The sequence below is a fragment of the Pseudorhodobacter sp. E13 genome, from assembly GCF_003991405.1.
GTDB lineage: Bacteria > Pseudomonadota > Alphaproteobacteria > Rhodobacterales > Rhodobacteraceae > Pseudorhodobacter.
Genome location: NZ_RPEN01000073.1, coordinates 1 through 352 on the forward strand (window position 1 = coordinate 1; position 352 = coordinate 352).

Here is a 352-nt window from a genome sequence, read left to right on the forward strand (position 1 = left end):
CGCCGTTTGCCCGGTGATGGCGCGGACGTCTGTTTCCACATCGGCTTGCCACTGGTTCAGTTCCGCCTGATAGGTTGTGCTGGCGGCATCGCTTTCACCGTGTTTGACCAATGCCCCCAGCACCACAAGCTTCCAGCCCCGTGCATCGGCAAGTGCCTTGGCGCGGGTGACGCCCGTGATCATGTTGCTATAGGCAAGGGTGCCTTTTTTCAGATCAGAATAGGCCGAGCTTGTGCGGCCTGCAAAAAAGGCCAGTGTCCGCATCCTGACACCCAAGGCGCGGGCCTGTTCGACAACCGCAAAGGCGCAGCTTTCCAACGGCGTTTCGCCGCGCGTGTTCTCGAAATTGACG

1 protein-coding gene is annotated in these 352 nt (G+C 59.9%); it reads right to left on the reverse strand.

Annotated elements, in window-relative coordinates; translation table 11 throughout:
* A partial coding sequence (locus EGN72_RS19055) for a hypothetical protein (RefSeq protein ID WP_199743673.1) occupies window positions 1–352 on the reverse strand: 352 nt, incomplete at both ends.